This is a genomic window from Biomaibacter acetigenes (assembly GCF_003691585.1).
In the GTDB taxonomy this organism is placed as follows: domain Bacteria; phylum Bacillota; class Thermosediminibacteria; order Thermosediminibacterales; family Tepidanaerobacteraceae; genus Biomaibacter; species Biomaibacter acetigenes.
On the sequence record NZ_CP033169.1, the window covers coordinates 2,899,136 to 2,923,694 of the forward strand.

Genomic DNA, 24,559 nt, shown 5'->3' on the forward strand with positions numbered 1-24,559 from the left:
TTCTCCGTTTTACACCAAAAGGCCGTACTTTCTGGCTTTGGCCGCCACCGTCTTGTGAGTGAGCCCCAGGGCTTTTCCGGCGGCGTTAAAACTTTTATATTTCTTCAGGGCTAATTTTATAATTTCCTTCTCATATTCCTCAAAAGGAGCTATCTCTCCGTCGGAGTCGGGATTGACCAGGAATTGTTTGTCTTCTATGCTGATTCCTGTGACGTACGTCGGAAGATCGTCTATGTCTATTACGTTATCGTCGGTGAGATTTATGGCTCGTTCAATGACGTTCTCCAGTTCCCTCACATTTCCCGGCCAATCATAACCCAGCAAATATTTCATGGCCCGGCGGGTTATGGCTGTAACGTCCTTTTCCAGCTCACGGCTCAGCTTGTTTAAAAAATGTTCGGCCAGGTCCGGTATGTCTTCTTTTCTTTTTCTCAGCGGCGGAAGCACAATCGGCACCACGTTCAGCCTGTAGTAAAGGTCCTCTCTGAATGCTCCGCTTTTGACCATTTCTTCCAGGTTTCTGTTTGTGGCGGCTATGACCCTTACATCCACTTTTATCGTCTGGGTGCCCCCGACTCTCTCGAATTCCCTTTCCTGTAATATCCTCAAAAGCTTTGCCTGCATTTCCACGTTCATTTCTCCGATTTCATCAAGAAAAACAGTGCCGCCGTTGGCCAGTTCAAATCTCCCCAGCTTCTGATAGATGGCTCCCGTGAATGAACCCTTCTCATGGCCGAAAAGTTCGCTTTCCAGGAGAGGCGAAGGTATGGCGGGGCAGTTCACCCGAACAAAAGGTTTATCCTTCCTTCGACTGGCATAATGAATGGCTCTAGCGATGAGTTCCTTTCCGGTGCCGCTTTCCCCGCGGATCAAAACTGTGGAATGGGTCTCGGCAGCCTTGGACGCGATGGCCAGCGCATCCTGCAGACGCCCGCTTCTACCAACTATGGGCTCAAAAGCACTGTCAAGCTTCTGGGTCCGTTTTAATTCCTCTTCAAGGTATTCGGCTTTTGCCACCGCTTCGTTTATCAAATCGATCCTGGCTTTTAATTCTTTAAATTCATCCAGTTTGTCTATAAGCCTTTCAATCTGAAGGATATCCTGAAATACTATAACGGCTCCCAGTATTTCATTGTTGATGATTATCGGAGTGATATCGGTAACCACTGCGGATTTCCCTATGACCTTTTTGCTGCCCAGCTCGTCCCTTCCATCCCGCAGTATGTTTTGCATTTTTATTCCGGGAATGATATTTTCTATTTTTTCACCGATTACCTCATGGCTCTTGAATCCGGTAATCTCTTCAGCCGCACGGTTAAACATCGTAATGCAGCCCTTTTTATTTACCACTATAAGGCCGTCGGCAATACTCTGAAAGATTGTGTCCGAAGTTAAAGCATTTTCCTCCAGGATGTTATCCATTTTTTCAATCTCTTCACTGTTTTTTGGCGAAAAATCGCTTTGCAGCAGCCTGTCAAAACAATCTACAGCTTCAACCACCCTGCTGCCCTTTGCCACTATCGTTACTTTTTCTCCGAATTTTAAATTGAGGGAATGGAGGGCCATGAGAGCGGTAGCCGGAACTTCCCTTCCGTACCGGTTGCGTATATATATATTGGTGCCCCAGTTGTGTTCTATCTCATGCGCCTTCTGGACCATCATAGCCGCCGCCCTTATGTGCAGACCTTTTGGATGACAGAATACCACTTCTCTTTGAAGCAAGCTCCTCACCCCTAACATGAGATGGCCTTGAAATTATTCAGTCCAGCTTCTCGAGGCTACTACATCCACTCCGGTACCCGCCACATCTTTTAAAACTACGTCGCCCATCTTCACAGGTATGGCAACTGATACGCTTTTAAGTTCTTTCATGGCTTCTTTCAACAGAGACTTCGGAATCGGAGCCCGTGTGCGGACAGGCAAAACATGAGCGCCCTTTGCCTTTAACCTGACCGTTGTTGTCAGAATTCTCTTCGGCGACGTCACTTCGTCTTTTACATATTGAAGGCTCCGCCTGCAGCGATAACCGCTCAGGTTCAGAATATTTCCATTTTCAATCTCCACCTCTATTCGGCATCCTACTGGACATATTATGCATGTCACATTTTTTTTATCGCTCATCGGAAGCACCTTCTTCCTGAAGGATAAATTTCAGATGGCCGGCAGCTTTTGATATTTCAGATTTGTTAAGTTCAATATTTATCATTTCGCTGGGTTTCACATATGAAAGCATCCTGGTTTTTATAGTTCCGTTTTCGGATTGAATTGAAAGTCTGGCTTTTTTCATGGGTTTTATGCTTCTCATGAAAAAGTTCTGTTTTTCATCGAGCATTTTTTCTACGCCGACAGCGTGCGGAAGAACATATCTCAGGCCTTCGCCCGCTATGACGGACATCTTCCGGCACGGCCCATCTTTTTCTTTCAGGTACTGGGCGGCTCCTCTGGCCGCAAATTTTGCTTCCATCGTTACAAAGTCCACCAAATCATGAACGTGCAACACATTGCCGCAGGCAAAAATCCCCTCGCAGGAGGTTTCCATCCTTTGATTCACCATCGGCCCCTGGGTGTTAGCATCAAAATCGGCGCCGGTCATCTTTGTGAGTTCATTTTCGGGTATCAATCCCACCGATAGCAGCAGGGTGTCGCAGGATATGAATTCCGCAGTCGACAGGATCGGTTTCAGGTTTTCATCGACCTTCGCTACGGTAACTCCCTCCACTCTTTTTTTGCCATGGATATCTATTACAGTATGGCTCAGCCTGAGTGGTATTCCATAATCTTCCAGGCACTGTACCACGTTTCTGGTCAGGCCGTTGGAATAGGGCATTATTTCAAGGACGCATTTTACTCTGGCTCCTTCCAGCGTAAACCTTCTCGCCATGATGAGGCCGATGTCTCCCGAACCCAGAATTACTACCTCTTTTCCCGGCATGTAACCTTCAATGTTCACATATCTCTGGGCCGTCCCGGCGGTGAAGATTCCCGCGGGCCTGAATCCCGGGATGTTAAGGGCTCCCCGGGTGCGTTCACGGCAACCCATGGCCAGGATCACCGCTTTTGCCTGAATCTCCAGAACGCCTTTTTCGCTATTTACGGCAAATATTCTTTTGTCCGGCGTGATTTCAATCACCATTGTATCCAGCAAAACTTCAATTCCGGCGTTATCCAGCCTATCGATGAATCTCTGGGCGTACTCCGGCCCCGTGAGTTCTTCTTTGAATACGTGCAGCCCGAAACCGTTGTGTATGCACTGCTGCAGTATGCCCCCGAGGCCTGAATCCCTTTCGACTATCATAACATCCTTTACGCCCTGTTCAGCGGCCTCCAGAGCCGCGGCAAGCCCCGCCGGACCGCCGCCGATTATTACCAAATCCTTATAAAGCATTTGTCGCACCGCCTTTCCAGCTGAGGCTTTCAACTTCTACAGTGTTTAAATATTCATCCATGTCCTTTTCTGCAATAAATTCTTTATAGCCACCTTTTAAAATCTCCGAGCCCGGGCCGCACTTGGTCACCTGCAGGGGATCTATCTTAAGCTCCCTCGCCAGGATAGACAGCACTCTGGATGAGCAGAAGCCTCCCTGACACCTTCCCATGCCGGCTCTGGTCCGCCGCTTGATTCCATCCAGACTTTTCGCCCCCAGCGGCCTTCTTATGGCATCCACTATTTCCGCTTCCGTCACGGTTTCACAGCGGCATATCACATGACCGAAGGCGGGGTTTTCTTCTATCAGCTTCTGCCGCGTCAAATTGTCCATTTCCCGGAAGCGATACTTTCTGGGTCGTGTCGGTACAAAACCCGGTTTTTCTCTTAAATCCATACCTTCTTCCTTCAGAATCTCGATTACGGTTTCCGCTATAGCCGGAGCCGAAGTGAATCCCGGCGACTGGATCCCGCCCACATTGACAAAGCCCTTTACCTTTCTGGACGCTTCAATAATAAAGTCGTTGGTATTGGAAACGGCCCGAAGTCCCGCAAAAGAAGTTATCACTCCCGACAGAGGCAGCTCGGGGACAAGCTTTTTCCCTCCCTCGATAATCTCTTCGATGCCTTCCCGGGTCACGCCAACATCGGTTTTGTCTCTGATATCGTTGGAATTGGGGCCTATGAAAATGTTTCCGTCCACCGTGGGACATACCAGAATGCCCTTGGATATTTCCGAAGGGGTGGGGAATATGACTTTCTTTATGAGGGAACCGAATTTTTTATCAAATATGAGATATTCTCCTTTTCGGGGAGTAATTGTATATTCTTCCGCTCCGGCCATTTTTGAAATTTCATCGGAGAAAAGGCCCGCGGCATTTATTACAAACCGTGTTTTTACAAAATCATGCGGGGTTTTTACAATAAAGCCGCCGTCTTCCGCCGCAATTTCGATCACGGGAGAATTGAACCTGAATTCCACGCCGTTTATAGCGGCATTTTCCGCCAGAGCTATAGTAAATTCGTAGGGGCATACAATTCCCGCCGTGGGGGCATAAAGCGCCGCTTTTACTTTTGTGTTCAGATTGGGCTCCATTTTCATCAACTCGTCATGCCCTATGATCTCAAGGCCCGGAACGCCATTTACCCTGCCCTGATTCAGCAATTTCTCAAGGATCTTGATTTCACCGTCTTCAACGGCCACCACCAGTGAACCATTGTTTATATACGGCACATCCAGCTCGTCGCAAATTCCGGGGAATAAGACATTTCCCCTCACATTCATCTTCGCCTTCCAGGTGCCCGGCTTGGCGTCAAATCCCGCATGGATGACAGCACTGTTGGCCTTGCTGGTACCGCAGGCTACGTCCTCCTCTTTTTCCAGCAGTATAACCTTTATATCATACCTTGACAGTTCTCTTGCTATCATGCAGCCCGTCACGCCGCCGCCGATAATTACCGCATCATACATTAAAATCCCTCCTAAAAAAAGGAAAACCACACCCCTTCAAAGAGTGTGGTTCTCCTCATCTCCTCCACGCATCTTTCTTCAATACTTTGATATAAAAACTTTCAGCAGGTTGGTGCTGTGGTTTTTTAGCAAGCGACTTGTGCAGCACCGCAAACAGCACCCGGCGCTGCGAGGGTAACCGGACAGCAGCATGAAACCAGCGGCAGATTAAAGTGACATATAACAGTATAAACACACTTTTAAATATAAAGAGTTTCTTATAACATTTTTAGTTCCGTGCCGCATTTGCAATGCTGCTAGTCCGGTCCGAAGCAAGCCGCGGTGCTGTCGGTGCGAACTTTGGAGCGAGCAAAAAACCACAGCACCAGCAAAAGATAATTAAAGTTTTTAGCCGCTTATTCCTTTTCCCATTCCATAGCCCTCTTGACGGCTTTTTTCCATCCGCTGTAGAGACTGTTGCGTTTGCCCTCATCCATGTCCGGTTTAAAGACTCTGTCGATCTGCCACTTGGCGGCAATTTCTTCCCTGCTTCCCCAGTATCCCGTGGCAAGACCCGCGAGATAAGCCGCACCCAGCGCCGTGGTCTCGATTACTTTAGGCCTTGAAACCGGAACTCCCAGTATGTCGGACTGGAACTGCATCAGGAAGTTGTTGGCAACGGCTCCTCCGTCCACCTTCAGGTTGGTAAGGGTTATGCCGGAATCCTTCTGCATGGCTTCCAGAACGTCCCGGGTCTGATAGGTAATTGATTCAAGAGCTGCCCTGATGATATGTTCTCTCTTGGCGCCTCTGGTGAGGCCTACTATGGTGCCACGGGCGTACATATCCCAGTATGGCGCACCCAGGCCCACAAAAGCGGGAACCAGATATACGCCGTTGTTGTCGTCCACCTTTGTGGCGTATTCTTCGCTCTGAGCAGAATTGTCTATGATCCTGAGCTCATCCCGCAGCCACTGGACTACGGCTCCGGCAATAAATATGCTTCCTTCCAGAGCGTATTCGACCTTTCCGTCAACTCCCCACGCAATCGTCGTCAGAAGACCGCTCTTGGATTCCACCGCCTTTTCGCCGGTGTTCATGAGCATGAAGCAGCCGGTGCCATAGGTGTTCTTGGCCATACCGGCGCTGTAGCACGCCTGGCCGAACAGTGCCGCCTGCTGATCGCCCGCATCCCCGGCGATGGGAACTTCGGCGCCGAATACCTCTTTGCTGGTTTTGCCGTAAATATGGCTTGAAGGTTTGGGTTCCGGCAGCATCGCTTTCGGTATGTTTAATTCCTTTAATATATCCTCATCCCATTCCAGCTTATGAATGTTGAAGAGCATGGTGCGGGAAGCGTTGCTGTAATCGGTAACGTGAACCTTACCTCCGGTCAGGTTCCAGATTAGCCATGTATCCACGTTTCCAAAAATTACTTCGCCCTTTTCAGCCTTTTCCCTTACCCCCTCCACATTGTCGAGGATCCATTTCACCTTGGTGCCGGAAAAATATGCATCCACTACCAGACCGGTCTTCTTGCGGATGGTTTCGGCAAGGCCCTTGTTCTTCAGGTCATCGCAAATGGGAGCTGTCCTGCGGCACTGCCACACTATGGCATTGTATACCGGTTTGCCGGTGTTTTTATCCCATACTATGGTGGTTTCCCTCTGATTGGTGATGCCGATTGCGGCGATATCTTCGGGCGAAATGCCGGCTTTTTCCAGGACTTCTTTCGCTACGCCTATCTGAGTCCCCCAGATTTCCATCGGATCGTGTTCCACCCAGCCGGGTTTGGGGTAAATCTGGGTGAACTCCTTGTTGGCCACGCTTACAATCGAACCGTTTTCGTCGAAAATGATCGCCCGCGAACTGGTGGTTCCCTGATCAAGGGCCATGACATACTTTGCCATGTAAACAAACCTCCCCTTTAATTTTACTTAAGATTTTTATTTATTGCAATCCACGAGGGCAAGAACAATTCTTAGAAACCGGAGCCAGGGAAATTAAGCCTTCATGGATTTGTCGGCCTTAAGGCTCTCCTCCATCTTCTTCGGCAGGAAGGGCGAAACAAGGTAGTCGTAAGCATAAGCGCCGAGCGGACCGCCTATCAATGGGCCTACTATTGGTACCAGCAGCCAGTAGCTGCCCGAGAATGCTCCCTGATCGCCAATCATGGCCGCAAACAATCTGGGACCGAAGTCACGGGCCGGATTTATGGCATATCCGGTAGGTCCGCCCAGAGAAAGGCCTATGGAATATACCGCAAAACCCACCAGCAGCGGCCACAGATTGGCACCGGGGCCCAGATTGTATACGCTGTCAACAATAGCGTATATGAAGAGTACCAGGAAAAATGTGCCAGCGATTTCAGCAAAGATGCTGTTTCCAATACTGTATGCATCGTTGGCGGCACCGGTATAAAATATGTTCATATATCCGTCTTTTATGAAGTTTCCAAGATATATTTTGTGGATAATAAAAGCTCCGACAAAAGCTCCCAGCACCTGGGCAATCCAGTATCCTATAGCTTTACCGAAATTCATTCCACGGCGCAACACAGCCGCCAGAGTCACTGCGGGATTAAGATGGGCGCCGGTTATTCCGCCCGCCACGTAAACCGCCATGGTCACCGCAAAAGCCCAGCCCACATTTATGGTATTCCAGTCATAGCCTGCACCGGTCTTGAAAATACCGAAGCCGTTAAGTCGCGGAGCAAAAATGACGTTTGCAACAACACCGCAGCCGAAAATGATAAGGATTGCAGTTCCGAAGAACTCTGCCCAGAGTTCCTGCATTAAAGTGTCCCTTTTCATTTATAAATCCCCCTTTTGCTTTTAATTGATTTTCCATAATAACGTAAGATATCAATCCTTTTCAAAAATCCGATAAATTATTCTGCAGGTTTGGCCGATCCCTCCCCTTCCAGTTTATTTGTGTAGACAACAGTATAAACTCACCTCCTTTTGCCCAAATTAAAAATCCTCCCCACGCAAATAGTAAATACACTATCTGCCCGAGGAGGACTTTCTCCTTTTCTCCAAGTCCTCGTATGGGATCTCATCCCACAATCCCTCTTTGCTGACCGACACCGCCAGAGCTCCTTCCTTCAGCGCCGCCTTCACTTCATCCAGAGTTTCAATAAGGCCGCCCGCTATTACCGGATAATGCACTTCGCTATGAATCTTGTTAATTATTTTTGGTATAACACCAGGCAGTATCTCAACAGCATCGGGGTCCACCTGGTTTATGGATTTTTCGGCGGTATCCTTTGCCAGACTGTCGAGGATGAACACTCTTTGAATTGTAAATATCCCTTCGCTTTTGGCGCTGCTTATAAGATTTCCCCTGGTAGTAATGATTCCGTCGGGTTTGACTTCCTCCGCAATGTACTTGATTCCCATGCCGTCCTTACTTATGCCTTCGAGGAGGTCAAGATGGACGAAAGCACGTTTTCCGGCCTTTTTAATGTGTGTCACCGCATATTTAATGTTCAATATGTTGCCCGTCAGAAGAAAGAGACAGCGAAGAGGCTTTTCTAAGGCTGCATCGACCTTTTCTATATCCCTTATTGCAGCTATAATGGGACATTTTTTTATATCCGATAAAACATCCCCCAAACAATCACCTTCTGATACGAATTTTCAAATTATGAATCTGATATATATTTTTATAATGAGTGTGTAATTGGATATTTCTTAAATTTTTATATTGCAAGATACATGCCATGATAAGAAGCCTGTATTTATTTGAGATTTCCATGCCTGCCTGGTAAAAAATATCAATAGTCATAAATTCGACATTGATATTTTGATATATTTTACCCGGTATGCAGCATCCTTTCACAAGAATTAACCTGTCTTGCTTTTCCGGCCAATCTTATTCTCAGTCCCCGAAATGAGCCTTTTTATATTGCTTCTGTGCCGCCAGACGCCCATAGCGGCGAGTGCCAATCCAAAATATAAAAATTTTGCTGGATAATTAAATATGATAAGTAATATAGGAAATAAAACCGCACCTGTAATAGATCCGAGGGATACAAACCTGAAAAGAATGATTACAACAACACCGGCAATAAGAACCCACAATGCGACAGCAGGAGAAATTCCCAGCACCACTCCCAAACTGGTGGCTATCCCCTTTCCACCGTTGAACTTTAAAAAGACAGACCAATCGTGCCCCACAACCACCGCCAGCCCGCACAAAAGAGCCAGATTCTCACCGCCGATATAGCGGGCCAGCAGCACCACAAGAAGGCCTTTCAATAGGTCCATGATAAAAACAACTGCGGCCGGTTTTGCTCCGAGCACCCGGAGAACATTGGTGGAACCGGGATTTTTGCTGCCGTACTGGCGTATGTCAACTTTGTAAATATTTTTAGAGACCAAATAAGCCGTTGATATTGACCCGATAAAGTAACTTGCTATGAGGGATATAATATACTTTGCCATCGCCCTCACCTTTTGTAATATTAATTTATTTTTAGAATTCTGGTAATATTATATCCCTTTTGCCGTCGACAGTCAACCGAAAAAATGTCAGGACAAAACTTCCACCTGCATTGCTTCATTTACCAATATATTATAAGCATCATCACCGCTAAGGTTTGCTATAATTTTTTCTTCAAGACCTAATGAATCTCTCAACCACTTGAATGGCCCATCTGCAGCAAGGGTACATCCGATAATATTCCATTCTCCCGGTACGCCTCCTCTGAACAGTTGTAATGAACCTCCGGGATTCCTGCCAGAACGGTAACAACCCCGTAAAATAATACGGGGTTGTTATCATTATATATTCTTCCTTATATGTTTTTAAATTTAGACTGTTGCAAACAATAATATTCCTCCCAGGATGCCGCCAAGAATTCCGGTGAGTATGACTTCCCAGTTAAACTTCTTGCCCGCAAATAAATCCGCCACGAACAATCCCCAGAAGCAGGTTAAAGCCTGGTCGCTCCATGGCCCCGGCAGGTTACCGCTCATCTGGGGCTCATAAAGCAACCCAATTCCGTGGTTTAAAAGCCACACTGTACCTACCACAAACAAACCTGCCAATAATCCGCCGAGAGTCTTGTATTCTTCCGCCAGTTTGCCCCATATTATTCCAACAGCAATCGGAAATATAGCGGCTCCAAAAATGGTAGTTATTGCATGCTGCCAGGTCCACATCTATACATCACTCCTTCTGTATTTGTAGAGCAAGAATCCACCGATGGTGGCCCCTACAAGTTCCAGTATTATAGTGGGGAAGGCACCAGCTATGTTTGCCCCATGAAATACACCGTATGCCACTCTCACCAGACCTTTGTCAACAGTAAGCTGGACATTGCCACCTAAAAAAGATGAAAGCCATATGGGCAACGCCATATCCACCCATGCTCCGTCATTTTTATTTGGCATGGCGTTGAGATAATGGTTTACCCACCATCCTGTTGTAATGATGATACCTGCTGCCAGCCAGCCTCCAAGCCAGCTCCAGCGCGCCAGGGATGACGGCCAGATGGTGAAAACACCGTATCCGGCAAAGGCTCCTGTGCATGCGCCCAAAAATATACGGTTCCAGTTCATATGTTTTTTAACCTCCTTTTTATGATCTACCGGCCGTTTCGTAAATTTTATATGCGGAACGGCCGGATTTGATATATTTTTAAATATATTTAAATTTTTATATACAAAATTTATTCAATTATTAGTTCTTTAAAATAAGCCTCAATTTCGTCTATGATTTCTGGAGCCCTTCTCGTACCTAACCGAGTTGCACCTGCAGCTAAAGCCATAATGGTCAACTGCGCCGAGTTATAGCTGCCATAACCAGAAAACTTTACACCTACGTTGTAAGGTACAGAAGATCGCATGATTTTTACATGCTTGATAGAAGGATTGCCACCGCGGCCTGTAGATGTTTTGACAAAATCAACACCAGCATTTACAGCACACTCACAGGCTGCTTTAACCTCATCATCGGTAAGCATGGCAACTTCTAAAATAGCCTTTACCTCGATACCCGCCTCATGACCTACTTTTACCACTTCTGCTATATCACTGGTGTATAAGTCGTAGTCTGTATCCTTCAACCTGCCGATGAAAGTAAGGACCTCCTTAAGATTCTTATTGAACTAATAACTTTGGTATGACACCGATCTCTCTCATCTTATCCAGGGAGTCGACTATTTCCGGTGCCGCACGGGTTCCGATACGGTCAGCGCCTGCCATGATAAACACATAGGCATTCTGCGGCCGGGGGAATTTGACGCCGGCCACTTTCAGTTTTACACCAGTGCCCGCAAGGGTGTCTCGCATAAGCAAGAACTGTTCAAGACTGGGGCCTTCAAACTGGCCAGAAGACGTTTTGGCAAACTGAATACCGCATTCGGCTATGAGTTTACATGCTGCCACTATATCTTCATCTTTCAGGAAATTGACCTCCAAAATGCACTTGGTAACCGCACTGCCTGCAGCATTTTTAAAATCTTTTAGTTCCTGTCTTATAACATCATATCTTTTATCCATTAAAGCACCGATGTTCATGACCATATCTACCGCTGTGCATCCCCGGCGTACTGCATCTTCTGTCTCGAAAGCTTTGACAGTTGATGGTGCACTTCCAAAAGGAAAGGCTATGCCTGTACCTATTTCCACATCAGTTACTGCCAATTCCTCTTTTATTATGGGTGTCCAGTAAGCACTGGAACTATAGAAGGCCGCAAAACCATACTGGCGGGTCAACGCACACCCCCTGCGGATATCTTCTTCCCTAGTATTTTTCGGAAGTACAGAAAAGTCAAAAAGCTTTGCCACTGCTTTTTTATCCATTTTGGAAAGATCAACCATGATTCGCATCTCCTTTCTTTGTAGCTTATCTTTAATTTAATTTATGGGTATTTACCTTCTTCCATTATTCCAGCTATTAAGAATCTCTTTATTAGTCGGACGAAGTTTTTGTTTCCTGTTGGATAGCACAGGAATTTCATCATCCATTAATGGTCGACGTTGTCAAAGAATCCTCTGATGTCTGTATCTACTACGAAGTTGGTTTTGTCGGCCATATTCCTTCTGATAGAGCCAACAGAGTCTCCCGGGTTACCTTGTTAGGGCAATATCCAGCGTGTCAAGGTCTCCGACCACGGGAAAGCTAAGACAGTCTTATCATCCCGATTGTTCTAGTATTACACTTTCTAGCAGCATCGACCTTCACGTTTGGTGATTTCGTGGACCACTCTCTTCAAATTTCGCTTTCGGTCCGCTGTATCGCTGTCCTACGCTTATATCCCAGCAGTTGCCTGGCACACTCCAAAGACTAGTTGTTAGCTGTTGGTTAGACATTACTAGATGAATATTTCACTCACTATCTATACACTGCCTTGCCCGGTAGCAGCAACGGCCCGGCACCAAACCGTTCAACTTACCGCTATAAAGTCAACCTGCATTTCGCATGGTACCTTTAGCCGTTGCATGCTACTTTTATGACTTTCTACATCAAAATGTCAAATATTATTTTGTAAATTAACTATTTTATTATATGCGCCTTTTTCTGTTATTCCCTGATATACAGAATCATATATCTCATAAAGCTCATCATATACTTTTTTATTCTCGCTATTTGGTTGATATTCCCCTGTTACATGTATCATATTTTCTGCAGCTTCATATATATCTTTGAATATACCAACTCCTATACCTGCTAACATAGCAACACCTAAAGAAGCATTTTCAGAAGTCTGTACAGTTTGAACCGGCCTACCATAAACATCAGCTTGAATCTGATTCCATATTTTAGATTTTGTACCACCACCAGCTATCCTCAATTGTTCTATTTTTATTCCTGCCTTTTCTTCTGCTTTAATCATATCTTTAATTTCTAGGCAAATTCCTTCCATTACCGCTCTGGCTATGTCCGCTTTTGTGTGGTTAAAAGATAATCCAAAGAGAACTCCTCTTGCATTTTCATTATTTCGTGGGCTTCCTGCTGATGCCAGATGTGGTATAAATAATAACCCCTTTGAGCCGCATTTACTCAAATCTACTTCTTTATCGATAATTTGATATGCATTTTCCTTTGTTAATCTTCCAATCGCTATCTCTAAATCACAAAATGTATCTCTAAACCATTGAGACTGCTTGCTGCAGCCAAAGATGCGCCTTCCATTGTCCATTTATTAGTACCTACATTTCCCATAACTACCATTTTCCCATCAGGATCTCTAACAGGTTTCGGCGAAAAGGCGATACAAGTTCCATATGTCCCCAAAATGGTACCCGCCATTCCTTCTTTAATAACACCTAAACCTAAAACCGAAGCGTTTACATCCATAGCTCCAACACAAATGGGTGTACCTTCTGCTATTCCAGTTAATTCCGATAATTTTTTACTTACTTTACCAACAATGGTACCGCCAGCCACTATCTTAGGCAATTTTTCTTTTGTTATTTCAAATATATTCATTATTTTTTCACTATATTTTCCATTATCCACATCAAAAAAGCCATATCTAGAAGCTGATGAAATGTCAGCATAATGATCTTCGACTCCAAATGCTGTTAAAAAATAATCCTGATGTACAGCAAAGCATGCAGTCTTTTCATAATTTTCTTTTTCATATTCTTTGATCCATAATATTTTTGAAATAGAATAAGTTGGCGTACAGAAAGGTATACCTGTAATTTTATAATATTCTTCGGCAGATATTTTTCCTCTCATTTTATCAAACATCAATTTTCCTCTTTCATCCTGCCACCCGATACATGGTCTTACAATTTTATTGTCTTTATCTACTGGAACAAAGGCTGCACCCTGTGTTGATAAGCCTATTCCCGCAATTTCCTCCGGTTTAATCCCCGATTTGCTTATTGTTTCTTTGCATGAATTATATAAAACTTTTGCCATTTCTTCACAATTCTGTTCGTACCAGCCGGGTTTTGGTGAATAAACTGGGTATTCAGAACCGCTGCTTGCAATTAAATTTCCTTTTAAATCAAAAATACATGCGCGTCCGCTGGTGGTTCCAGCATCAATCGCTAGTAAATACTTATTTGCCATAAAAATCACCTTTCTTTTATTTAATTATATTTATTTATTGACTTATTACCCATCCACCGTCAATTATTAAATTTTGACCTGTTATTCCATTAGATTTTTCCGAAGCCAAAAATAATGCTATATTAGCTACTTCCTGCATTTCTATAAATCTTCCCAATGGGACTCTATTTTTTAACCATTCCATCCATAAAGGATTTTCAAGGTTATGCGAAGTCATTGGAGTTAAAACATAACCAGGAGAAATAGCATTAACATATATTGGTATTTTTGCAAGACTTACAGCAAAACTTTTTGTCATTGCTACTAATCCCGCTTTTGTTACACTATATCCTAAGTGCGTTTCATCAGCAATTACACTTCTGGCTGAAGCAATATTTATTATCCTTCCATAATTTTGTTTTTTCATTAATTTACAAACTTCTTTAGAAAAAAAGTAAGCGGCTTTTAAATTGATTGAATTGATCAAATCCCATTGTTCTTCTGTTAGTGCATCCACATCAGCTCGAATAGATATTCCGGCATTATTCACTAAAATATCTATCTGACCATAATATTTAATAATTTTATTTACTGCCATTTCTATATTATTTACGATAGAAATATCTGCCTGAATAAAAATGCTATCTGAATATTTTTTTAATTCTTCAATTGTTTTATTTCCTTCTTCTTTTTTTATATCAATAATTGCTACTTTACTTCCTTCATTTGCATATGTTAGTGCTATTTGTTTTCCTATTCCACTAGCGCCACCTGTAACAATACTTACTTTATCTTTTAATTCCATTTCCCTAAAAACTACTCCCTTCTTTTTTAACTGGTATCCCACTCAACTCACATTTGCTAAACCTAAATGGGTTGAGTTTGATACTTCTTTTGAAAATTATTTTTAATTCGCATATCAAAGTTTAAATAATTGCGATAATTCATCTACTATCCATGGTGCGTTTCTTGTGCCTATCCTTTCAGCCCCAGCTAAAATGCAACCTAATGCTACCATAGGTGTCCAGAAGTTGCCTGTGCCAGCAACTTTTACTTTTATATGGGGAGGCGAGCTTTCACGCATTAGTTTAACCTGCTTCAGGGTAGGTCCTCCATGTCTGCCAGTGGAAGATTTTACCCAATCGGCTCCTGCTTCTGCCGCTAATTGACAGGCAATTTTAATTTCTTCATCCGTCAATAATTGCACTTCCAATATTGCTTTACATTCCACTCCAGCATCATGTGCAACTTTTGCAACTTCCGCAATGTCATTTTTGTAATATTTATAATCCTTGCTTTTTAATTTTCCTACACTGGTCACCATATCGATAACCCATGGTTTATCTTTAAGAATACTTGCTGCATATTCAGCTTCGGCAACTTTTAAGTTGGTAGGGTTAGTTCCAAAAGGAAAACTTACGACATATCCCGTTTCTATACCAGTTCCTTCTAGTTCTCTAGCCACTACTGGTACCCAGATCGGGTTGACATGAAACCCTTTAAAATTATATTTTTTCGAGATTTCGCAGCATTTTAAAATTTCTTCCTCTGATACATCTGGATTCAAGGAAGAAAAGTCCATCATCTGCGCCAGTTTTTCTCTTGTAAGTTCAACATTGCCAATTTTCATGCAAAAGATTCCTCCTTTCTTAACTTTTAATAAAAAATTGTTTCGATTATGCCCTATCTTATAAAAGATTTAATTTTAATATCACCTCCTCTGCTTTTTGATGTTGCAAATTTTGTACCAAAACTAAAAATAAATTAAGTAATAGTTTTAGCAGGCGACTTACGTTATGAACAAAATTCTGCCAATGCATTTTTGCAAATCTATCTTGAACTAATGATGCATAATTGCAGACGACTTCAATAAATTTCATAAATTATAACAACTTAACGACAGGAGCATTTATCGGAACTTCTAATCTATTTGCTATAACTGGGCATTTTGCCAATAAAATTTCTATGACAGGAATATTTACGTCATATGTTGAAAAACATTCATAATTTGCCATTCCTTTTGAGATGATAATAGAGTCTTCAGCAAATTTTGTCTTAAAAATTTATCAAGCTTACAAATATCATTAATAAAAAATCTGTTATTAAAAATCTCTATAATTCTTGATTTACAATCATCCAGTGAATCACAAAATCTATTAAATTGCCGGCGGCAGATAAAAGGCATAGATCTTCTATGGAAAAGGCCGTTCTTTCTTTCTTAATTTCGCTTAAAAGATTATTTGCTATAATATTGCTTTTTTCTCTTATGTGATAGTAAGGGTCTTTACATTTTAACCTTTTACAAATATATTTTTGCATATATGTGCTAACTGCAGCTGGTACATTTTTCTGTTTTGCAAATTCTGATAATAGATTCAATGCATCCGACATAATTTCCATCCGTCCGGATTCTTCGGCTATTTTTATAGTTCTAATAATTTGTTGCAATTGGCAGTTAATACAGTCTATTTCCATATTCATGTGATATCTCCCCCTCTTTATATTAAAGACCCTTCGAAAGAAGGGTCACGGCTCCAGTTATTCTACAATTTTTGATTTATCATTTTTATCTTCAATAAGTTTTTTATCCTGGATAAACTTTAATACCTCTTCAGCTTTATTTGTCGAATCAAGCAACCATATTTTCTCTTTTACTACTTTTTTCACATTCTCTTTGCCAAAAGAACCGTATTTTCTTACATCCACCAGGCCCGGATCGTCAGACAGTTTTTGTTTTATTCCGGCGGTAAAGGCTTTATTGAGCTCTGTGGCGAAGTTTATCTTGGCTATTCCAGCCCTTATAGCCTTGACAACAGAGTCATCTTTTACTCCCGACGCTCCATGGAGGACGAGAGGCGCTTTACCTTTTCCCGAATCCGGGCTATTCTTTCAATATCCAGCTCTGCCGACTGGACTTTCATTCTATGGGCGCTCCCCACGGAAACCGCCAGTGAGTCCACTCCGGTCCTTTCAAAGAAGTCCAGGGCTTCTTCGGGCGTTGTAAGATATTTTTTTATTTCTTCAGGCGACAGCGCCCCCTTTGCAGCATCGGGGACTTTACCGATTTCAGCTTCCAGCGGGATGGCCGCTGCATGAGCTATTTCCACCAGGCTTTTTGTAACTCTCACATTTTCTTCCAATGGAAGCGATGATCCGTCGAACATGAGGGATGTAAAACCTGCCCTCAGTGCCCTGATGACCGTATGAAAATCCACTCCGTGGTCCAGATGGCAAACTACCGGCACTTTTGCTTTATCCGCCAATACCTTTACTATTGCAAAAAGGCAGTTTTCACCGGCATACTCTATGGCTCCCTGGCTTATCTGAACAATAACAGGGGCTTTTTCTTCTTCTGCAGCCTCAACTATGGCCTGGGCTATTTCCATGTTGTTGGCATTAAATGCGCCTACAGCAAATTCATGTTCCATCGCATATATCAGCATCGCCTTGCTGTCTACAAGAGGCATATTATCAACTCCCTCAAATCATGTATTCCCTTATGTCTTCAAATTCCCGGATGGAAATACCGCCTTCGCCGAGATATCTTGGATTTGCCGCACCCTTTTTATGATCGGCATGATAATCCGAACCGCCGGTAAAAAATTTTACTCTCCCCGAATACTCTTTTTTTACATACTGTTCGATTTCCATGTCTTTTAATGTTCCTTTATAACTCGTCTTGCTGTAAGGGTAGCACGCCTCCATGCCATCAAGGCCATGGTTTATTAGCCTCTCTATATATTCGCTTCTAGTCATATTTCTGCCATCTGGATATTGAATTATATCATCTATCAGAAAAGGATGGGCCAGTACCGCCGTGCCTCCGCAGGATTTTATCAAATCTATGGCGTCAAAAGGCTCTATTTTTCTTCTCCGGACATTTAATTCAGGATCATCCCTCACCATTATCTTGGCATCTTTCCAGGTCTGGGCATAACCCTTTTAGCCATCAATTCAAATATATGCTTTCTCTGAACTTCATCAGGATCTCTATATTTTATATCACCTTTTTCATCAGTATATTTTAATATCTCATTTTCGTAATCCACCCGGCATCCCCCTGGATGTAAGTATATTGCACAATTCCCTGTAGGCCTCGGACTTGCTTTTTTGGGCCCTCTCCACCTCCTCTTTCAACAACGGGCTTTCCCAGTCCATCCGGTATCCCAGGATGTGTACATCATCCACGTAAGTGTCACACGAAAATTCATATCCAGCACCAGGTCTATGCTTTTTTTTGCCGCAAAAACCTTTATATCAATTCTGCCGTCGCAGGTATCTATATAAAGCGGAGGCTGTATGTCATGATCGGTAATAGCGATTACTTTAAGGCCGGCTTTTGTTGCATTTTCTATAAGCTCTTCCGGAGAATCGTTGCCGTCGGAGCGAATCGTATGGCAGTGCAAATCGCAGTCATATCTCATCTGTGCTCACCTCCTTTGTTAATGTTAGGGGACACACCTCCTCTTCTGGGGTATGCTTCTGGAGTAGTCGGGGGAATGTCCCCAATATAAAGTTTGTGCCCTAAGCTAATAAAAGAATAAGCTTTTTTAAATCGGTAATAATGAAGTCAGGATCTGCTTCAATGATAGATTCTATGGATGCAATGCCATATGTCACAGCACATGTATGTGTTCCTGCATTTTTGCCGCACAAAATATCCAGTTCTGAATCACCCACATATAGAGCCTCTTCCGGTTTTGTATTTATCTTCTCCAGCAAAACATTTATTATCTCCGGATTCGGCTTCCTGTTTTTTACATGTTCGGGCCCCAGCATTACAGAAAAATAATTCCTTACTCCCAGGTGTTCCAATATCTTTTCACTTAATGATATTACTTTATTTGTAGCAAGGGCAATCTCCATTTCTCTTTTTTTTAAAAATTCCAGGACCTCTTTTACGCCGGGGTACAATGTGGTATAAACAGTGCAGCTCTGGCCGTAATTATTTTTGTAGTTCTGCAACACTTCGTCGAACCTGTGCATGTTTTGCTCCCCCAAACAGCGTTTTACAAGGATGTCAACTCCACCGCCGATAAAACTCGCTATAGTGTCCTCGGGCAGGGTAGGAAGGTTTAGCTCGCTCAGTGTTTTATTTGCGGCCACCGCGATATCCTTTCTTGAATCTATCAGGGTTCCATCCAGGTCAAATATAACAGTTTTTATATTCAATACTGCAGTCCTCCTCTCATTCAACTTTGCACCGATATTTCACATCTATTTTATTAATCTTTTCCACCTTTGGCAAGGACCCGGCCACCCTGAAACTCGGATTCCAGCCAGACATCCACCAGCTTTTTGGCAAGTTCGGTGCCCACCACCAGCGCACCCATGGTCATAATCTGGGCGTCGTTGCTCTTGCGGGCTCTTTCGGCCGAATATACATCATGGCATTGGGCCGCCCTGACGCCGGGGACTTTGTTGGCAACGATGGCCATGCCGATACCTGTGCCGCAGATGAGAATCCCCCTGTCATAATCTCCCCTGCTCACTCTTTCCGCAAGGGCAAGGCCGATATCCGGATAATCGACGGGGCTTTATCATAAACTCCTATATCCGTAACCTCCAGCCCTTTTGATTGTATATGCTGTTTTATTATCTCCTTCAATTCAAAGCCCAGATGATCAGAACCCAGTATAATCTTCATAATTATTGACCCCCATCTTATTTATTGTTCAAAAATTTCTCTACTTTTACCGCCAGACTTTCACTATCCAGGCCGAACTCCTTTTTTAGCATCTCTTCGGAACCGGCGGTGCCGAACCTGTTTTTCACTCCCATTCTCATAAGTCTTACATTATGCCCGTTTTCCGCCAGAAAACTCCGCCACGGCGCTTCCTAGACCGCCCGTTATATTGTGATGTTCGACAGTCACGATATGTTTTATGAATGAAGTAAGTTTCATTAGCAGTTCTTCGTCCAGAGGCCTTATGGTAGACATATTTACTACCGTTGCATGAATACCTTTTGATTGCAAAACCTCTTCGGCTTTCAAACTGTCGTATACCGCTCCGCCGCAGGCGATAATAACGACATCGCCGCCTTTGGTCAGAATTTGTCCTTTTCCAATTTCAAAGTTATTCTCAGCCACCGGAAGCAGCGGCTCCTCTTTTCTCCCCCTTAAGCGCATATAAACAGGGCCCTTATACTCGAAGATCGCTTCTGTCGCTTTATAGGCTTCCGCAGCATCGGCAGGGTCTATTATAGCGATGTTCGGCACTGCCCTTACAGCCGCCATGTCTTCCAGTGCGAGATGTGTAAAGCCCAGCCATGCCGATGAAAAGCCCGTATCGGTGCCAATCAGTTTGACGTTCATCCCGCCGGTGGCAATATCCACGCGCACCTGCTCTATGGCCCTGAAGGTCAGAAAGTTGGCGTAAGAAGTGACCACTGGAATCTTCCCCGATAGTGCCAGGCCCGCTGCCACGCCTATCATGGTCTGCTCCGCTATACCGACATTAAAACTTCGTTCGGGAAATTTCTTCACAAAGTCGCCGTAACGCGATGCGGAATCCGCCGCCACCGCCACCACTTTTAGGTTTTCTTGCCCCACTTTTACTAGGGCTTCGGCAAATGAGGTTCTGGTAGACTTTTTCATCTCACTCATGGCCAAGTTCCTCCAGTGACAGTTCATTTTTTAATTCTTCATACTGCTGTCGAGTCAGCACCTTATAGTGCCACTCGATTTTATTTTCGGCCGCTTTTAAACCCTTGCCTTTTATGGTACTGGCAATAACGGCGGAGGGCTTGCCGCAAACAAAAGGAACCTGTTTAAATGTCGAAAGCAATTCTTCTATATTGTGGCCGTCCACAACCCTGACGCCCCATCCAAAAGACTTCCATTTGTCCGCCAGAGGCTCCAGCTGACTTATATTTTCCGTAAAATCTCCCAGTTGAAGTTTATTCCTGTCTACTATCACTATCAGATTATCCAGTCTGTGATGGGCAGCCGTCATGGCGGCCTCCCAGTTGCTTCCTTCCTGCAGCTCCCCATCGCCCGTCACTACAAAAACTCTGCTGTCCCTTCCATCTATGCGTGCCGCCAGCGCCATCCCCATACCAAGGGCTATACCGTGCCCCAGCGAGCCAGTGTTGGCCTCAACCCCCGGAAGCTTCATCTCGGGATGCCCCGGAAGCATGGTGTCATATTTTGAACAAAATTCTTCTAGTAGTTTTCTCTCAAAAAAACCCGCCTGCGAAAGGATGGAATAAAGCGCCAGGCAGCCGTGGCCTTTGCTCAAGATGAATCTATCCCTTTTGGGCCAGCCTGGATTTTGCGGGTCATAACGCATTATGCCTTTATACAGCACAGCCAGGATTTCCGCCAGGGAAAGTGCGGGCCCCAGATGTCCGGTCCCCGCCCTGGTGCTCATCCAGATGGAATCCTTTCTGATTCTGTCGGCAGTCTCTCTTATGATATGGACATCCTCCAAAGGTTCATATACAGGCGGCATATTTTGATCACTCCCTCTAAAACAACGATTGCACATAGTTTTCCAAATCTATTACGGCCTTTGAAAACTGATTATAAGTGGTAACGGTCGGTTCTATTTTTTCGAAATCTTCGGGTTTGATGGTATCCTCACCGTAACCTTCCGCAAAATACGGTATCTTCAAGAGTTTTTCCAAAACATCGTCCGGAACGGGTTCTCCGCTACTATTTTCAACCGGCCTATCCATATAGAGCAGCATAAAGGATTTTATTAACTCGGGATTCATGGTAAATACCAGATTGCATCCGGCGAGTTTTTCGATATGCCATATATACTGGATATCATTTATCTTTGGACTTACCCTGCCGGAGGCTACGAGCATCTTGCTGGGGTAATTCCTTTCCGCCAGTATCCGGCAGGCTTTTTTGGTTATGGCAATCCCAGCCCATCTTTTCATTTTTTCAGTCAATTCTATACCTTTTTCCGAGGCCTGTTCGGCAAAGATTTTGGCGTCTTCGAACCTGCCTATCATTATGGTGATGACCGAGCGCCATCTGGAATAATCCGTTCCGTAATTTTCTCCGGTTTCTTTTCCCTGCTTTACGGCTTCAGCCACAGCCATTATCTGCGGCAGCGTAAAGCAAAGGGTGGCATTGGTGGGGACCCCAAGAGATGTGAGAATAAAAATAGCCAGCACTCCAGCCCTGGTGGCCGGGATTTTCACCATGATGTTCGGCTGCAGGGCTTTCAGTTCCAATCCCTGCCTTACCATTTCCCTCGCATCAGTAAGAAGCCTTGGATCTACCTGAGCGGAAACGTAACCGTACTTATAGCCGGATGTTTCAAATAAAGGCATGTAGCGCGCGGCGCCCCTTCTGCAGGCTTCTTTATACGCTTCCCAGGCAATCTGCCTGTAGTCCATACAGGGATTTTGCCGTATTAAATCCCTAATTATCCTTTCCCACTGATCTTTAAGTTTGTCAAACACTGCTTTGGTGAGGGGCGGATTTGTGGTTACCCCCCTGAAAACCCAGTTTGCCGGATCCGATTTTTCATCCCACATTTTTGCTAATTGCAGGGTAATCAGCTCTTTTAAATCTTCTGGTGCGGATTCGATGAAACTTTCACACCATTTTTCATATACAAGGGGGTTTGAATCCCACCAGAGTTCCATATCCCCGGATGTTTGGCCAAGTCTTTCCATAGCGCCGGTATTGTAAATGTTTCGTACCATTTTACGACCTCCTGAATAATAGTTTGCTTGAGGTCATATCAAAGCAATATCCGTGCCAAAAAGAAAAGCTCCTGCATTAAAAAGCGCAGGAGCTTTAATATCAAGAGATTATTCAGTTTTAATATTGTTGAATGTTTACATTGAATGATGGATTTATGCAATCAACAGCCGCATTAACTGCAAAATTGCATTACAGCATGGCCTCATACCTTTTCAGTTTTCTTATTATTGTGGACTGGTCCACGCCCAGCATTTCGGCCGCCTTGTATGTGCTGCCGCCTTCTTCTATGGCCTGTTTTATCAATTGATACTCCACCAGCGCGCTGGCTTCTTTTAAAGGCATCAGTCTTGAAACATAAACTCCGGCGGGATGACTCATTTCTTCCTTATTAAAAAATTCTCCTGGCAGATCCTTTCTCGTTATCTGATTGTCTTCGGAAATTACCACCATTCTTTCTATCACATTTTCCAGTTCCCTCACATTGCCCGGCCAGGAATACCTTATAAAGGTTTCCACCACTTCATTGGTTAACTGTTTTGAGCGGCCATATTTTTCATTGTATATACTTAAGAAATGATGGGCAAGTATGGGTATATCCTCGGGCCTCTCCCTCAATGAAGGGATGGTAATGGGAACCACATTCAACCTGTAATAAAGGTCCTGCCTGAATTTTCCATCCTTAACCAGTTCTTTTAAATCTTTATTGGATGCCGCAATTATCCTTACATCCACATTTATGGTTTTTATTCCGCCCACCCGGATGAATTCCCTTTCCTGCAGCACTCTCAACAGTTTTACCTGCAGCGAAAAGGGCAGTTCGCTGATTTCATCCAGCAGCAGCGTCCCTTTATCAGCGATTTCAATAAGGCCAGGTTTGCCTTCGCTTCTTGCTCCCGTGAAGGCTCCTTTTTCATAGCCGAAAAGTTCGGCTTCCAGCAAGTTCTCAGGGATTGCGCCGCAGTTGATTTTGATGAAGGGGCCCGAACTCCTGTCACTTATATTGTGAATGTACTTTGCAAGAACTTCTTTTCCTACACCCGTTTCTCCGTATATTAAGACGGTAGACTCTACATTTGCAACCTTATTCACCATTTCCAGAAGTTTTTCCATGGCTTTGCTTCTATATATGACTTCGGAATTTTTAAGGTGGGCTATCCTGAGGGAAGATAATTCCCATTCATACCTCTGTAGAAGAGCCTTTGTCAGTTTTAGTTCGGCTTTCAGCTTTTCCTCATCGGTGATATCCTTGGATATGCTCACTACCCTCTTGATGTTACCCTGGTCATCGAAAACCGGGGTAGCAGTAACCAGTAATTTCCGGCCGGTCTTGGTTTTTTGAGTGACGGTAACCGGCTTTTTCTCTTCTATAACCATCCGGGTTGCCGACGGAAGATACATCCCGCTCTTTTCCAGGTCTTTGACGTTTTTGCCTATGAGGCTTTCCGGCTTTACGCCGTATAATTTTTCGCAGGATGAACTGATCCTTACCTTTGAACCGGAACCGTCGGTGATGCACGCTAAATCATCCGAGCAGGCCATAAAAGCTTCAAGGTCGGTCTTTACAAGGTCCAGTTCGTTTCCGAGTGATTTTAAAGCTTTTAATATATAAGAAATGATCTCTTTATATGTAATAACGCCGGATATTATGTTATCTTTATTCACCGCAACGAAAGTTTCTCCATCATATTTTTCAAAATCAATGTAATCTTCCTCGTTCAATACTTCAAACGGTAAAACGAGAGGATTTTTTATGTCCATGTCTTTGCGGACTGAAAACAATTTGGCAGGCAAATTATTATTGTCCAATATTACAATATATTCAAAATCTCCGTTATAAATTTTATCCGTATTGCTGTCAAACTCCCGTTCTTTTACCATCAGCACATTTTTGTTAGTAAGTTTTGCGGCAATCTCCCTCATAATTAAACCACCCTGGTAAATTTTTTATATAGTACAAATATTATATCACATCAGGCTCAATATTTCTTCTTTTTATCCTTTA

General features: G+C 43.9%; 28 protein-coding genes and 1 pseudogene. All 29 read right to left on the reverse strand.

The genetic code is table 11. The features are described 5' to 3' along the window. Positions 1 to 9 precede the first annotated feature (9 nt). Complete coding sequence (locus D2962_RS19365) at positions 10 to 1,722, reverse strand: sigma 54-interacting transcriptional regulator (protein WP_281273689.1); 1,713 nt, start codon at positions 1,720 to 1,722, stop codon at positions 10 to 12. A gap of 33 nt (positions 1,723 to 1,755) precedes the next feature. After that, on the reverse strand, positions 1,756 to 2,121 hold the full coding sequence (locus tag D2962_RS14785; RefSeq protein ID WP_122015433.1) for a DUF1667 domain-containing protein: 366 nt from the start codon (positions 2,119 to 2,121) through the stop codon (positions 1,756 to 1,758). Then, positions 2,111 to 3,385, reverse strand: coding sequence for an NAD(P)/FAD-dependent oxidoreductase (locus tag D2962_RS14790; protein ID WP_120767128.1), 1,275 nt, complete (start codon positions 3,383 to 3,385; stop codon positions 2,111 to 2,113). The genes D2962_RS14785 and D2962_RS14790 overlap by 11 nt, the downstream gene beginning before the upstream one ends. Then, positions 3,375 to 4,895 (reverse strand): NAD(P)/FAD-dependent oxidoreductase, encoded by a 1,521-nt coding sequence (locus tag D2962_RS14795; RefSeq protein WP_122015434.1) that lies wholly within the window; start codon positions 4,893 to 4,895, stop codon positions 3,375 to 3,377. The genes D2962_RS14790 and D2962_RS14795 overlap by 11 nt, the downstream gene beginning before the upstream one ends. Before the next feature lie 395 nt (positions 4,896 to 5,290). Further along, on the reverse strand, positions 5,291 to 6,784 hold the full coding sequence (gene glpK / locus D2962_RS14800; protein WP_120767161.1) for a glycerol kinase GlpK: 1,494 nt from the start codon (positions 6,782 to 6,784) through the stop codon (positions 5,291 to 5,293). Positions 6,785 to 6,877: 93 nt separating this feature from the next. After that, the gene (locus D2962_RS14805; protein WP_122015435.1) at positions 6,878 to 7,687 is read right to left on the reverse strand and encodes an MIP/aquaporin family protein; all 810 of its coding nucleotides are present in this window, start codon (positions 7,685 to 7,687) and stop codon (positions 6,878 to 6,880) included. 192 nt (positions 7,688 to 7,879) lie between these two features. After that, positions 7,880 to 8,491 (reverse strand): glycerol-3-phosphate responsive antiterminator, encoded by a 612-nt coding sequence (locus tag D2962_RS14810; RefSeq protein ID WP_122015436.1) that lies wholly within the window; start codon positions 8,489 to 8,491, stop codon positions 7,880 to 7,882. A gap of 231 nt (positions 8,492 to 8,722) precedes the next feature. Continuing rightward, the gene (gene plsY, locus D2962_RS14820; RefSeq protein WP_122015438.1) at positions 8,723 to 9,322 is read right to left on the reverse strand and encodes a glycerol-3-phosphate 1-O-acyltransferase PlsY; all 600 of its coding nucleotides are present in this window, start codon (positions 9,320 to 9,322) and stop codon (positions 8,723 to 8,725) included. A gap of 369 nt (positions 9,323 to 9,691) precedes the next feature. Then, complete coding sequence (locus D2962_RS14830) at positions 9,692 to 10,042, reverse strand: Lin0368 family putative glycerol transporter subunit (protein WP_122015439.1); 351 nt, start codon at positions 10,040 to 10,042, stop codon at positions 9,692 to 9,694. Then, the gene (locus tag D2962_RS14835; protein ID WP_122015440.1) at positions 10,043 to 10,441 is read right to left on the reverse strand and encodes a Lin0368 family putative glycerol transporter subunit; all 399 of its coding nucleotides are present in this window, start codon (positions 10,439 to 10,441) and stop codon (positions 10,043 to 10,045) included. A gap of 110 nt (positions 10,442 to 10,551) precedes the next feature. Continuing rightward, positions 10,552 to 10,947 (reverse strand): hypothetical protein, encoded by a 396-nt coding sequence (locus tag D2962_RS14840; RefSeq protein ID WP_122015441.1) that lies wholly within the window; start codon positions 10,945 to 10,947, stop codon positions 10,552 to 10,554. Positions 10,948 to 10,981: 34 nt separating this feature from the next. Continuing rightward, positions 10,982 to 11,704 carry a deoxyribose-phosphate aldolase gene (gene deoC / locus D2962_RS14845; RefSeq protein ID WP_122015442.1) on the reverse strand — a complete coding sequence of 241 codons (723 nt, stop codon included), beginning with the start codon at positions 11,702 to 11,704 and terminating at the stop codon, positions 10,982 to 10,984. Between the two features lie 653 nt (positions 11,705 to 12,357). After that, a complete protein-coding gene (locus D2962_RS14850; RefSeq protein WP_122015443.1) occupies positions 12,358 to 13,026 on the reverse strand; it encodes an FGGY-family carbohydrate kinase in 669 nt (222 codons plus the stop codon). After that, positions 12,954 to 13,910, reverse strand: coding sequence for a xylulokinase (locus D2962_RS14855; RefSeq protein ID WP_122015444.1), 957 nt, complete (start codon positions 13,908 to 13,910; stop codon positions 12,954 to 12,956). Before D2962_RS14855 ends, D2962_RS14850 begins: the two co-directional genes overlap by 73 nt. 34 nt (positions 13,911 to 13,944) lie before the next feature. Then, complete coding sequence (locus D2962_RS14860) at positions 13,945 to 14,736, reverse strand: SDR family NAD(P)-dependent oxidoreductase (RefSeq protein WP_122015445.1); 792 nt, start codon at positions 14,734 to 14,736, stop codon at positions 13,945 to 13,947. 72 nt (positions 14,737 to 14,808) lie between these two features. Then, on the reverse strand, positions 14,809 to 15,519 hold the full coding sequence (deoC, locus tag D2962_RS14865; RefSeq protein WP_122015446.1) for a deoxyribose-phosphate aldolase: 711 nt from the start codon (positions 15,517 to 15,519) through the stop codon (positions 14,809 to 14,811). Positions 15,520 to 15,772: 253 nt separating this feature from the next. Continuing rightward, the gene (locus tag D2962_RS19945; protein ID WP_425456628.1) at positions 15,773 to 15,952 is read right to left on the reverse strand and encodes an ARMT1-like domain-containing protein; all 180 of its coding nucleotides are present in this window, start codon (positions 15,950 to 15,952) and stop codon (positions 15,773 to 15,775) included. A 49-nt stretch (positions 15,953 to 16,001) separates the two neighbouring features. Beyond that, entirely contained in the window at positions 16,002 to 16,370 is a 369-nt protein-coding gene (locus D2962_RS14870) for an ARMT1-like domain-containing protein (protein ID WP_122015447.1), read from the reverse strand. 57 nt (positions 16,371 to 16,427) lie between these two features. Continuing rightward, on the reverse strand, positions 16,428 to 16,691 hold the full coding sequence (locus tag D2962_RS19975) for a class II fructose-bisphosphate aldolase (RefSeq protein WP_281273800.1): 264 nt from the start codon (positions 16,689 to 16,691) through the stop codon (positions 16,428 to 16,430). Positions 16,692 to 16,714: 23 nt separating this feature from the next. Then, a complete protein-coding gene (locus D2962_RS18885; protein ID WP_222927570.1) occupies positions 16,715 to 17,356 on the reverse strand; it encodes a class II fructose-bisphosphate aldolase in 642 nt (213 codons plus the stop codon). Between the two features lie 13 nt (positions 17,357 to 17,369). Beyond that, complete coding sequence (locus D2962_RS18195; RefSeq protein WP_222927571.1) at positions 17,370 to 17,795, reverse strand: PHP domain-containing protein; 426 nt, start codon at positions 17,793 to 17,795, stop codon at positions 17,370 to 17,372. Next, positions 17,795 to 17,938: a hypothetical protein gene (locus D2962_RS18200; RefSeq protein WP_222927572.1), complete on the reverse strand. Its 144-nt coding sequence runs from the start codon at positions 17,936 to 17,938 to the stop codon at positions 17,795 to 17,797. The genes D2962_RS18195 and D2962_RS18200 overlap by 1 nt, the downstream gene beginning before the upstream one ends. An 84-nt stretch (positions 17,939 to 18,022) precedes the next feature. Further along, the gene (locus D2962_RS18205) at positions 18,023 to 18,313 is read right to left on the reverse strand and encodes a PHP domain-containing protein (protein WP_222927573.1); all 291 of its coding nucleotides are present in this window, start codon (positions 18,311 to 18,313) and stop codon (positions 18,023 to 18,025) included. A gap of 100 nt (positions 18,314 to 18,413) precedes the next feature. Further along, positions 18,414 to 19,061 carry an HAD family hydrolase gene (locus D2962_RS14885; protein ID WP_122015448.1) on the reverse strand — a complete coding sequence of 216 codons (648 nt, stop codon included), beginning with the start codon at positions 19,059 to 19,061 and terminating at the stop codon, positions 18,414 to 18,416. A 16-nt stretch (positions 19,062 to 19,077) separates the two neighbouring features. Continuing rightward, positions 19,078 to 19,536 (reverse strand): annotated as a pseudogene (gene rpiB, locus D2962_RS19740) (ribose 5-phosphate isomerase B). A 150-nt stretch (positions 19,537 to 19,686) separates the two neighbouring features. Beyond that, the gene (locus D2962_RS14895; protein ID WP_222927574.1) at positions 19,687 to 20,496 is read right to left on the reverse strand and encodes a transketolase family protein; all 810 of its coding nucleotides are present in this window, start codon (positions 20,494 to 20,496) and stop codon (positions 19,687 to 19,689) included. Then, complete coding sequence (locus tag D2962_RS14900; protein ID WP_425456629.1) at positions 20,489 to 21,304, reverse strand: transketolase; 816 nt, start codon at positions 21,302 to 21,304, stop codon at positions 20,489 to 20,491. The genes D2962_RS14895 and D2962_RS14900 overlap by 8 nt, the downstream gene beginning before the upstream one ends. Before the next feature lie 55 nt (positions 21,305 to 21,359). Beyond that, positions 21,360 to 22,556, reverse strand: a complete 1,197-nt coding sequence (locus D2962_RS14905) for a transaldolase family protein (RefSeq protein ID WP_122015450.1) — start codon at positions 22,554 to 22,556, stop codon at positions 21,360 to 21,362. 190 nt (positions 22,557 to 22,746) lie between these two features. Next, positions 22,747 to 24,477, reverse strand: a complete 1,731-nt coding sequence (locus D2962_RS14910) for a sigma-54 interaction domain-containing protein (protein WP_122015451.1) — start codon at positions 24,475 to 24,477, stop codon at positions 22,747 to 22,749. Positions 24,478 to 24,559: the final 82 nt, after the last annotated feature.

Bases quoted from the DNA above. Each gene is read 5' to 3' on its own strand.
- D2962_RS14785 (WP_122015433.1), bottom strand. From the start codon at position 2,121: ATGAGCGATAAAAAAAATGTGACATGCATAATATGTCCAGTAGGATGC.
- D2962_RS14790 (WP_120767128.1), bottom strand. From the start codon at position 3,385: ATGCTTTATAAGGATTTGGTAATAATCGGCGGCGGTCCGGCGGGGCTT.
- D2962_RS14795 (WP_122015434.1), bottom strand. From the start codon at position 4,895: ATGTATGATGCGGTAATTATCGGCGGCGGCGTGACGGGCTGCATGATA.
- glpK (WP_120767161.1), bottom strand. From the start codon at position 6,784: ATGGCAAAGTATGTCATGGCCCTTGATCAGGGAACCACCAGTTCGCGG.
- D2962_RS14805 (WP_122015435.1), bottom strand. From the start codon at position 7,687: ATGAAAAGGGACACTTTAATGCAGGAACTCTGGGCAGAGTTCTTCGGA.
- plsY (WP_122015438.1), bottom strand. From the start codon at position 9,322: ATGGCAAAGTATATTATATCCCTCATAGCAAGTTACTTTATCGGGTCA.
- D2962_RS14830 (WP_122015439.1), bottom strand. From the start codon at position 10,042: ATGTGGACCTGGCAGCATGCAATAACTACCATTTTTGGAGCCGCTATA.
- D2962_RS14835 (WP_122015440.1), bottom strand. From the start codon at position 10,441: ATGAACTGGAACCGTATATTTTTGGGCGCATGCACAGGAGCCTTTGCC.
- deoC (WP_122015442.1), bottom strand. From the start codon at position 11,704: ATGGTTGATCTTTCCAAAATGGATAAAAAAGCAGTGGCAAAGCTTTTT.
- D2962_RS14850 (WP_122015443.1), bottom strand. From the start codon at position 13,026: ATGGACAATGGAAGGCGCATCTTTGGCTGCAGCAAGCAGTCTCAATGG.
- D2962_RS14855 (WP_122015444.1), bottom strand. From the start codon at position 13,910: ATGGCAAATAAGTATTTACTAGCGATTGATGCTGGAACCACCAGCGGA.
- deoC (WP_122015446.1), bottom strand. From the start codon at position 15,519: ATGAAAATTGGCAATGTTGAACTTACAAGAGAAAAACTGGCGCAGATG.
- D2962_RS14870 (WP_122015447.1), bottom strand. From the start codon at position 16,370: ATGAATATGGAAATAGACTGTATTAACTGCCAATTGCAACAAATTATT.
- D2962_RS18885 (WP_222927570.1), bottom strand. From the start codon at position 17,356: ATGCCTCTTGTAGACAGCAAGGCGATGCTGATATATGCGATGGAACAT.
- D2962_RS18195 (WP_222927571.1), bottom strand. From the start codon at position 17,795: ATGGTGAGGGATGATCCTGAATTAAATGTCCGGAGAAGAAAAATAGAG.
- D2962_RS18205 (WP_222927573.1), bottom strand. From the start codon at position 18,313: ATGAGATATGACTGCGATTTGCACTGCCATACGATTCGCTCCGACGGC.
- D2962_RS14895 (WP_222927574.1), bottom strand. From the start codon at position 20,496: ATGAGTGAGATGAAAAAGTCTACCAGAACCTCATTTGCCGAAGCCCTA.
- D2962_RS14905 (WP_122015450.1), bottom strand. From the start codon at position 22,556: ATGGTACGAAACATTTACAATACCGGCGCTATGGAAAGACTTGGCCAA.
- D2962_RS14910 (WP_122015451.1), bottom strand. From the start codon at position 24,477: ATGAGGGAGATTGCCGCAAAACTTACTAACAAAAATGTGCTGATGGTA.